At 67.4% G+C, this 8,220-nt stretch carries 8 protein-coding genes; 5 read left to right on the top strand and 3 right to left on the bottom strand.

The features are described from left to right. Together frc and MFF30_RS25075 are read left to right on the top strand one after the other, a co-directional pair. On the top strand, positions 1-1,201 hold a 1,201-nt coding region (frc, locus tag MFF30_RS25070), incomplete at its 5' end, for a formyl-CoA transferase (RefSeq protein ID WP_238282940.1). A gap of 154 nt (positions 1,202-1,355) precedes the next feature. Beyond that, positions 1,356-2,591: an HPP family protein gene (locus MFF30_RS25075; protein WP_238282941.1), complete on the top strand. Its 1,236-nt coding sequence runs from the start codon at positions 1,356-1,358 to the stop codon at positions 2,589-2,591. A 91-nt stretch (positions 2,592-2,682) separates the two neighbouring features. Here the strand turns inward: MFF30_RS25075 and MFF30_RS25080 are convergent, their stop codons facing one another. From MFF30_RS25080 to oxlT, 3 genes are all read right to left on the bottom strand, one after another. After that, a complete protein-coding gene (locus tag MFF30_RS25080) occupies positions 2,683-3,186 on the bottom strand; it encodes a DUF2867 domain-containing protein (protein WP_238282942.1) in 504 nt (167 codons plus the stop codon). A 157-nt stretch (positions 3,187-3,343) separates the two neighbouring features. After that, positions 3,344-3,673: a hypothetical protein gene (locus tag MFF30_RS25085; RefSeq protein ID WP_238282943.1), complete on the bottom strand. Its 330-nt coding sequence runs from the start codon at positions 3,671-3,673 to the stop codon at positions 3,344-3,346. Positions 3,674-3,780: 107 nt separating this feature from the next. Then, complete coding sequence (gene oxlT, locus MFF30_RS25090; RefSeq protein ID WP_238282944.1) at positions 3,781-5,091, bottom strand: oxalate/formate MFS antiporter; 1,311 nt, start codon at positions 5,089-5,091, stop codon at positions 3,781-3,783. A gap of 660 nt (positions 5,092-5,751) precedes the next feature. Between oxlT and MFF30_RS25095 the strand changes: the two genes are divergently transcribed. From MFF30_RS25095 to MFF30_RS25105, 3 genes are all read left to right on the top strand, one after another. After that, the gene (locus tag MFF30_RS25095; protein ID WP_238282945.1) at positions 5,752-6,162 is read left to right on the top strand and encodes a CBS domain-containing protein; all 411 of its coding nucleotides are present in this window, start codon (positions 5,752-5,754) and stop codon (positions 6,160-6,162) included. A 251-nt stretch (positions 6,163-6,413) separates the two neighbouring features. Beyond that, positions 6,414-6,692, top strand: a complete 279-nt coding sequence (locus tag MFF30_RS25100; protein WP_238282946.1) for a hypothetical protein — start codon at positions 6,414-6,416, stop codon at positions 6,690-6,692. Positions 6,693-6,737: 45 nt separating this feature from the next. Further along, positions 6,738-8,220: hypothetical protein (locus MFF30_RS25105; RefSeq protein WP_373321009.1), on the top strand; the 1,483-nt coding region annotated here is incomplete at its 3' end.

Here is an 8,220-nt window from a genome sequence, read left to right on the forward strand (position 1 = left end):
GGCCGGCCCGGCCTGCACGCAGCTGCTGGCCTGGTTCGGCGCCGACGTGATCAAGGTGGAGCGTCCCGGAGCCGGTGACGTGACGCGCACGCAGCTGCGCCACGTGGAGGATGCCGACGCGCTCTATTTCACCATGCTCAACTCGAACAAGCGTTCGCTGACCCTCGACACCAAGACCCCCGAGGGCAAGGAAGTCCTCGAGAACCTCATCAAGCAGTCCGACGTCATGGTCGAGAATTTCGGTCCCGGCGCTCTCGACCGCATGGGCTTCTCCTGGTCGCGCATCCAGGAGCTCAACCCGGGCATGATCCTGGCCTCGGTGAAGGGCTTCTCGGACGGCCACCATTACGAGGACCTGAAGGTCTACGAGAACGTGGCCCAGTGCGCGGGCGGTGCCGCCTCCACCACCGGTTTCTGGGACGGCCCGCCCACCGTCAGCGCCGCGGCACTCGGCGATTCCAACACCGGCATGCACCTGGCCATCGGCATCCTCACGGCGCTGCACCAGAAGAACAAGAGCGGCAAGGGCCAGAAGGTCGCCGTCTCGATGCAGGATTCGGTGCTCAACCTCTGCCGCGTCAAGCTGCGCGACCAGCAGCGTCTCGATGCGCTGGGCTACCTCGAGGAGTACCCCCAGTACCCGCACGGCGAGTTCTCGGACGTGGTGCCGCGTGGCGGCAACGCGGGCGGCGGCGGCCAGCCGGGCTGGGTGCTGAAGTGCAAGGGCTGGGAGACCGACCCGAACGCCTACATCTACTTCACCATCCAGGGCCATGCCTGGGCCCCGATCTGCAAGGCGATCGGCAAGCCGGAATGGGAGAACGACCCGGCCTACAGCACGGCGCGTGCCCGCCAGGACAAGATCATGGACATCTTCGGCACGATCGAGACCTGGCTTGCCGACAAGACCAAGTTCGAGGCCGTCGACATCCTGCGCAAGTTCGACATCCCGTGCTCGCCGGTGCTGTCGATGAAGGAGATCGCCAACGATCCGTCCCTGCGTGCCAGCGGCACCGTGGTCGAGGTGCCCCATCCGAAGCTCGGCTCGTACCTGACCGTGGGAAGCCCGATCAAGTTCTCGGACATGACGGTCGAGGTGAAGGCCTCCCCGCTCCTCGGCGAGCACACCGACGAGGTCCTGCTCGACCTCGGCTACACCCAGCAGCAGATCGAGCACCTGCACCAGGCCCGCGCCGTCTGAGGACGGATGGCGGCCCTCCCTGTGGGGGCCGCGGGTCGACGGGACGGCGCGCCGCGAGGCGCGCCGTCCGCGTTTGGCGCGTGACCGGGCTTGCCCGCGGCCTGCGCGGTGCGGCATGGCGGAACCCGGTCTTCCCTGTGAGGTCGTACCGCCGATGCGATTGTCCCTCCGCAGCCTGATCCCCGAAGCCGCTCCCCTAAGCCTGCGCGAGCGCTTGCGCGCGGCCGGCGGCGCCCTCGTGGGTATCCTGGCCACCGGGCTGATCAGCCAGGCCGCAATCGGCTCGGGCTCGGGCTCGGGCTCGACCTTGCCGATCCTGATCGCCCCGATGGGCGCCTCGGCGGTGCTGCTGTTCGCGGTGCCGGCGAGCCCGCTGGCGCAGCCCTGGTCCATCGTCGGCGGCAATGCGGTGGCGGCCTTGGTGGGCGTCAGCGCCGCCCTCCTCGTGCAGAACCCCTACGTCGCCGCCGCCCTGGCGATCAGCATCGCGATCGCGCTGATGATGGCTCTGCGCTGCCTACACCCGCCGAGCGGCGCCGTGGCGCTGACGGCGGTGCTGGGCGGCGCGCCGATCCGCGATCTCGGCTACGGCTTCGCCCTCTGGCCCGTCGCGGCCAACTCGCTCCTGCTGCTCGCCGTGGCGCTCCTGTTCAACAACCTCACGGGCCGCGCCTACCCGCACGTGCTCCCGAAGGCCCCCGCCGGCCACGGCACGAAGGACCCGCTGCCCTCGGCGCGGGCCGGCATCATCGCCTCCGACCTCGACGCCGTGCTCAAGGACTACGATCAGGTCCTCGACGTGCGCCGAACCGACCTGGAGGCGATCATCCTCCAGGCGCAGATCCACGCCTATCGCCGCCGCTCGGGGCAGGCGACCTGCGGCGAGATCATGTCCCGCGACGTTATCGCCATCGGCCCCGAGGCGCCTCTGCACGAGGCCCTCGACACCCTGCGCCGGCACCACATCAAGGCCCTGCCGGTGACCGACGAGGGCGCCCGGGTGCTGGGCATCGTCACGCAGACGGACCTCCTCGACAAGACGCGCTGGGACCTGTCGGGTCCCCGACTCGGCCCGCGCCGTCGTCTCCGCCTGACGCTCACCCGGGGACGCGCACCGCACGGCTGCGTCGAGGACATCATGACGGCGCCCGTGATGACGGCGCGGCCGGATACGCCGATTTCCGACCTCGTGCTCTGGATGTCGGATGCCGGCCTGCACCACCTGCCGGTGGTCGGTCCCGACGACCGCCTCGTCGGCATCGTCTCGCAGACCGATCTCGTGGCGGAACTCTTGGCCGACGCCGCCGAGCGCCACGTCCCCTCCGGGGCGGCATCCACGGGTCATCCAGTCGGCGAGCCCATCGGCGCCTCGGTGGCTGTCGAGGTTTAATTTCCAAGGATGGTTGTCATCGGCGCTTCGCCTCACGGCCAGGGCGGTCCGACTGACCTGCGCGTGCGCCCTCCCGTCTCCTTCGGACACATTACGAGGTCGAGGGACGCGCTGCCTCCCCTTCGAACTTTCGCCGCAACCGTCGCAGTTCGTCAGCCACGATCAGGCGATGCACTGGCCCGACTGGCACCATGTAGGCGCGACCGAACGTGTTGTGGACGACGACCGAAGTCGTGATCGAGAGCCAGCGATCGGACGTCGCGATACAGAGCATGACGTCGAGGTGACGGTCCCGTTCGGTCAGGACCAGCATCTCCCTGTCGCTGTGTTCCACCCTAAAAAAGTCCAGCCGGTCCCCCGCACTGACGCCAGCATGCTGCTTTCCAGAGAATCCCCCGAGTGCCTTCACCCCGAAGCGTGCGGCGATCGCGTCCCGGACGCGAAAAGCCCGCCTCAGGATCGGCCGCGGCTTGGCGGTGATGAAATTCCAGACCGCGAGAGGGGTCACGGCACCAGGGCGTTCGATCGACCGCGTATCATGATAGTCCAACTCCTCGCACGGGCGCAGGGTGCGGACAGGCGGGGTCGCGGCCAAGCTCTTGCTCCCGTGTGAACCAATGGCCCGGGCCCTGGCATAGTCTACGCGCGCGGGGCGGGTGCGAACCGGGAGCACGCTGGATCTGTGAAGGGTCCGTTACCTGAGTTCCTCGCGCGGTCGCCGCGTGGGGGATGAGGAAAGCCCAGGTCACGCATCAAACGGTTGCTGCGCCCTCGATCGCAGAGCGACGAATCGGGCAGGGGATCCCGCCTGCGCGAAGCGATCGGGCGGGATCGTCATCCACCGTGTCCGCATCGGATGTCTGCGCGTCCGCCAGGGCCTCATAGGGCAGCCAGCCGTCGAACGGCTCCAGGGCGTCGGGTTCGGTGGGCCGGTACCAGCGCCAGACCTGGCGCGTCGCGCTCGGGGCGTACCAGCGGCCGGGCAGGCCCTCGGCCAGGATCGGCCCCAGGGTCAGGTGGTTCAGCCAGATCCGCGCGACGGCCTGCGGGGCCGTGTGCATCGGGCGCCAGGTCGGTGGCATCGGGTATCTCCTGAGAGGGAAAACGCGGGGCTGAAACGGGCGCGGGGGCCGGGACGTCTCCGTCCGGCCCCCGCGCTTCGGTCCTGTCTGGTCGCTCGGCGTCGGGATCAGGCCGTGACCACCCGGGGGGCCGGCTTCGCCTCGTCGGAGACGGCCAGCGCCTGGGCCACCACCCGCTTACGCCAGGGCTTCAGCACCGCGATGGCGAGCAGCGAGGCGAGGATGTTGGCGCCGGCGGCCACCAGGAAAACGCCGTCCCAGCTGTTGGTCGCCTGCTGGAGGTAGTTCGCCACCGGCACCAGGAGGGCTGCCGTGCCCTTGGCGGTGTAGAGCAGGCCCGCATTGGTGGCGGCGAACTTGGTGCCGAAGGTGTCCGTGCAGGTCGAGGGGAAGAGGGAGTAGATCTCGCCCCAGGCAAAGAACACGAAGCCCGAGAGCAGCACGAACCACAGCGGGTCGTGGCCCCAGAGGTAGAGCATGTAGATGCCGAAGCCTTCCATTGCGAAGGCGATGAACATGGTGTTCTCGCGGCCGATCTTGTCCGAGACCCAGCCGAAGAAGGGCCGCGTCAGGCCGTTGAGGACGCGGTCGATCGTGGCCGCGAAGGTGATCGCCACCATGGTGATGCCCATGATCGTGACGGGAACCTTGTCGACGCCGATGTCGGAGGCGATGGGCTTGAGGTTGGCGGTGATCATCAGGCCGCCGGCGCCGACGATGACGAACATGAAGTACATCAGCCAGAAGATCGGCTGGCGGGCGACCTCACCGGGGGTGTAGTTGCGCCGGGTCTGGATGATGTTGGCGTTGGCGACGACCTCCGGAACCTGGCCCTTCTTCGGCGAGGTGAAGAAGAAGGCGAGCGCGCAGACCACGAGGCCCTGGCCGATGCCGAAGTTGAAGAACGCGGCCTGGAAGCCGTGGTCGGCGATCATCCACTGGATCGGCGCGACGGTCAGCGCCGAGCCGGCGCCGAAGCCGGCCGCGATGATGCCGGCGGCCAGACCCCGCTTGTCCGGGAACCACTTCAGGGCCGAGCCCACGCAGGTGCCGTAGACCGCGCCCGCGCCGATGCCGGCGATGACCTGGCCGAGATAGAACATGTTCAGCGAGGTGGCGTAGGAGTTGACCACCCAGCCGATGCCGCAGAGCAGGCCGCCGAACAGCACCACCACGCGCGGGCCGTACTTGTCCACGAACCAGCCCTCGACCGGAACCAGCCAGGTCTCGAACAGCACGAACAAGGTGAAGGCCCACTGGATCGCGGCGCGGTCGAAACCGAACTTCTTCTGGATGTCGGGGACGAAGAACGTCCAGCCGTATTGCAGGTTGGCGATCATGACCATGCAAATGACGCCGATGACGAGCTGTCCCCATCGATAGCCGTCGGACACAGGTTTGATTGTGGTTTCCGCCATGGACATGCTTTCCTCCGGTAGGTTCTGGCTGGAACGAAGCGCGACCGGTTCTTCGACCGTCTGTCGCGGGTAAGGCCGTGCTCGCCGCGCGTATCGTCGGCTTGCGCTGGCGCCGTGCGTCGGCGCCTTAAGTCAACGTCTTGGTATGTGGAATACCAGCCTCACTCGCGCAGTGGCGATCGTCAAGAGTATTAATCCCGGAATTCGATCCCGCACCGCAGCAGAATGCCGTTCAAACGAAGACCATGGCGCGTTGTAGAAGCTCCGGGATGGATCGCCGAAGTAGAAGAATGCGCTGATTTAGCATTCTCCCACCAGCGTTCAAGGATAGGGGCAAGGCCCGCTTTGCCTCCGCTAACGCCTTGCGAACACTGACGGACGATTGCCCCACCTCGCTCGGCGGCCTTGCGGAGCCCGAATGCGAGACGGCCGATGCTGCGGTGCAGCATCAAGTCGGGATGCAAAGCTGCAAAATTTATCATCGAAAAGGAGGTCAAGGGCTGGGGCCATCGGGTCGCCCCGGACAAAATCGTTCGCTTGTCTCCCATTGCGGCAGGATAATTCAGTCGCTCCGTTGACATCTGAAATTCTGTATACCAGCATCACCGCAACAAGTTTTCGCAGGTTCGCAAGATCTCGCGGATTCGGAGGAGCCGCGCCATGAATGCTCGCCACCAGGCTTGCAGTACCGCCCCCCGTGCGCGCTACATCCGCATGGATCGTTCGGTACGCGAGGCCGTCAGGATCCTGTCGGAGCCAGAGGTCGACGCCCTCGTCGTGGTGGAAGGACCAAGCGATGACCGGGGGGCCTTCATCGGAATCCTGACGGAACGTGAGATCTTCAAGGCGATGGCCGAGCGCGGTCTCGACGTGCTCGACCACCTCGTCTGGATGCTGACGACACAGGATTTCGTCGCCGTGGACGTGCGGACCACCCCCGCCGACCGTCTCGAGGCTTTCTGCACCCACAAGACCAATCACATCGCGATCATGGACGGTCTCTGCCTGCACTCCGTCCAGAGCATCTGGGATTGCGTGGCCGCCTCGGCGGATCGTGCCGCCGCGGCCTGACCCCCTGCACGGCGTGATTGTACGGGGCCGGCGAGCGGTGTGCGCGCTGTCCCGCAAAGCTGCGCGTCGACATCCTGCAGTGCAATCCTGGATTTGTGCTCTGCAAATACTTTTGCTCGAGCAGCGATCTTGACGCTCTAGGCTTTTGAATACAAATTTTGTTTGGCGCAATTTAGCGCCATTCCACACGATGGTCCCTGCGGCCGCTGCCGCTCCGCCGGCGGGTCCGGGACAGGTAAGGAACGGGACTGATGCGTTATCTGGCGATCCTCGACTGCCCCGTGATCTTCAGCGGCGAGAACAGCTACGGGATGACGAGCATCGACATGTGCCCGTCGACCGGGATCACGGGCGGTCTCATCAGCCGCCACATCAAGGTGGTGGACGGCCGCCTGATCGCGGTCTGCATCTGGACCAGCGAGTTCTGCGCCAGGGTCTTCTTCGATGCGGCCTGGTATCAGAAGGCGGCCGAACTCTGGGACGACCAGTACCAGCTTCGCCTCGAGGCGATCGACGAACAGGCCGCCTGATCGCCGAGGCCGCGTGCCCCGCGCGGCGCGGTGACGTGAGGAGCGATGGCGATGCCTGCCCGCGCGCGCGCTCCGGAACCCATCGCGGCGCAGCCCGATGTACCGTCGCATCACCCCTACGGTCCCTGGAATCCCGGCATCGAGTCGAGCCTGCCGCGCGCCGTCCTGCCGCTCGCGACGGTGTTCCGGCCCGAGCATGTCGAGACGACCCTCGCCGACGCCTTCGAGATGAGCGACGTCAGCGGCTTGCCGCTGACGTCTCTGGTCCGGTTCCGGGCCCGGCGGCTCGTGGTCCACGAGGTGCTGATCCGCGTGATGGCGGACTTCTCCGTGCCGATGGGCGAGACCTACGGCGATCTCGGAGTGAATTTCCGCGCCATCGTGTCGGCACTCCTGCGCGGCGGGATCGCGTCCCATGCCGACGCGATCGACGCGCATCTGGCCGAGATCCGCGCCCGGGCGGACGCCCTGTTGGAGGCCGAGATCGCCGCGATGCTGGGCCTGGGGCGCGCGCCGGCCGCGTCGCCACCGCGCCGCGCCGGCTGGGCCGCCCTGTTCGGTTCCCGCAAGCCGGCCAGCCCCCGGCCCCCGGCCGATCCCGAGGCGCGGGCCGAGGCGCATCTCGCGGAATGGCAGGACCGCGCCGCCGCGTCGGGCGATCCCCTGGCGATGGCGGCCTGCGCGGCCCTGCGCGGTGTCGTGGCCTCCGTCATCGGGCGGCGCGGCTTCCTCATCCGCGATCCGGCGCTCCTGAGGACACTCGCCGTAACCCTGGTGTCGAACGGCCACGGCAGCCTTTCCCTCGGCGAGCGCATCGAGCCGTGGCTGGAGACGGTGGTGGCGCGCGAGGGGTTCGTCCGCCTCGACCCCCAGGCCGCGCCGGTCATCATGAACGTGAAGGGCTCCTCCGCCTCCGGCAAGAGCACGATCCGGCCCCACCAGCGCGCGCTGACCGAGGCCCTCGGCCTGCGCTGGTCGGACTTCGCCCTGATCACGCCGGATGTCTGGCGCAAGTTTCTGCTCGATTACGACAGTCTCGGCGCGGCGTGGCGCTATGCCGGGCCGCTCACCGGGCACGAGGTCGAGATCGTCGACCGCAAGCTCGACGGCTACATGGCCCGCAAGGCCGATGCGGGGCGCATCTCCCACCTTCTCATCGACCGCTTCCGCTTCGACAGCTTCGCGGTCAATCCCGGCACCGAGACAGGGAGCCAGCTCCTCACCCGCTTCGGCCAGCAGGTCTACATGCAGTTCATGGTGACGCCGCCGGACGCCACCGTGGAGCGGGCCTGGAAGCGGGGCCAGCAATTCGGCCGCTACAAGGCGGTGGAGGACCTCCTGGCCCACAACGTCGAGGCCTATACGGGCATGCCGCGCCTGTTCTTCACCTGGGCGCTACGCGCCGACAAGGCGGTGCATTTCGAGTTCCTGGACAACAGCGTGGCCGAGGGCGAGCGGCCGCGCACCATCGCGTTCGGCACCAACGGCTGCATGAACATCCTCGACGCCGGATACCTTCTCGACATCG

It is taken from the genome of Methylobacterium goesingense (assembly GCF_022179225.1).
GTDB lineage: Bacteria > Pseudomonadota > Alphaproteobacteria > Rhizobiales > Beijerinckiaceae > Methylobacterium > Methylobacterium goesingense.

What these genes read in the sequence shown, in the direction of transcription:
- MFF30_RS25100 (WP_238282946.1), top strand. Translation starts at nt 6,414, where the DNA reads ATGCGTTATCTGGCGATCCTCGACTGCCCCGTGATCTTCAGCGGCGAG.
- MFF30_RS25075 (WP_238282941.1), top strand. Translation starts at nt 1,356, where the DNA reads ATGCGATTGTCCCTCCGCAGCCTGATCCCCGAAGCCGCTCCCCTAAGC.
- oxlT (WP_238282944.1), bottom strand. Translation starts at nt 5,091, where the DNA reads ATGGCGGAAACCACAATCAAACCTGTGTCCGACGGCTATCGATGGGGA.
- MFF30_RS25095 (WP_238282945.1), top strand. Translation starts at nt 5,752, where the DNA reads ATGAATGCTCGCCACCAGGCTTGCAGTACCGCCCCCCGTGCGCGCTAC.
- MFF30_RS25085 (WP_238282943.1), bottom strand. Translation starts at nt 3,673, where the DNA reads ATGCCACCGACCTGGCGCCCGATGCACACGGCCCCGCAGGCCGTCGCG.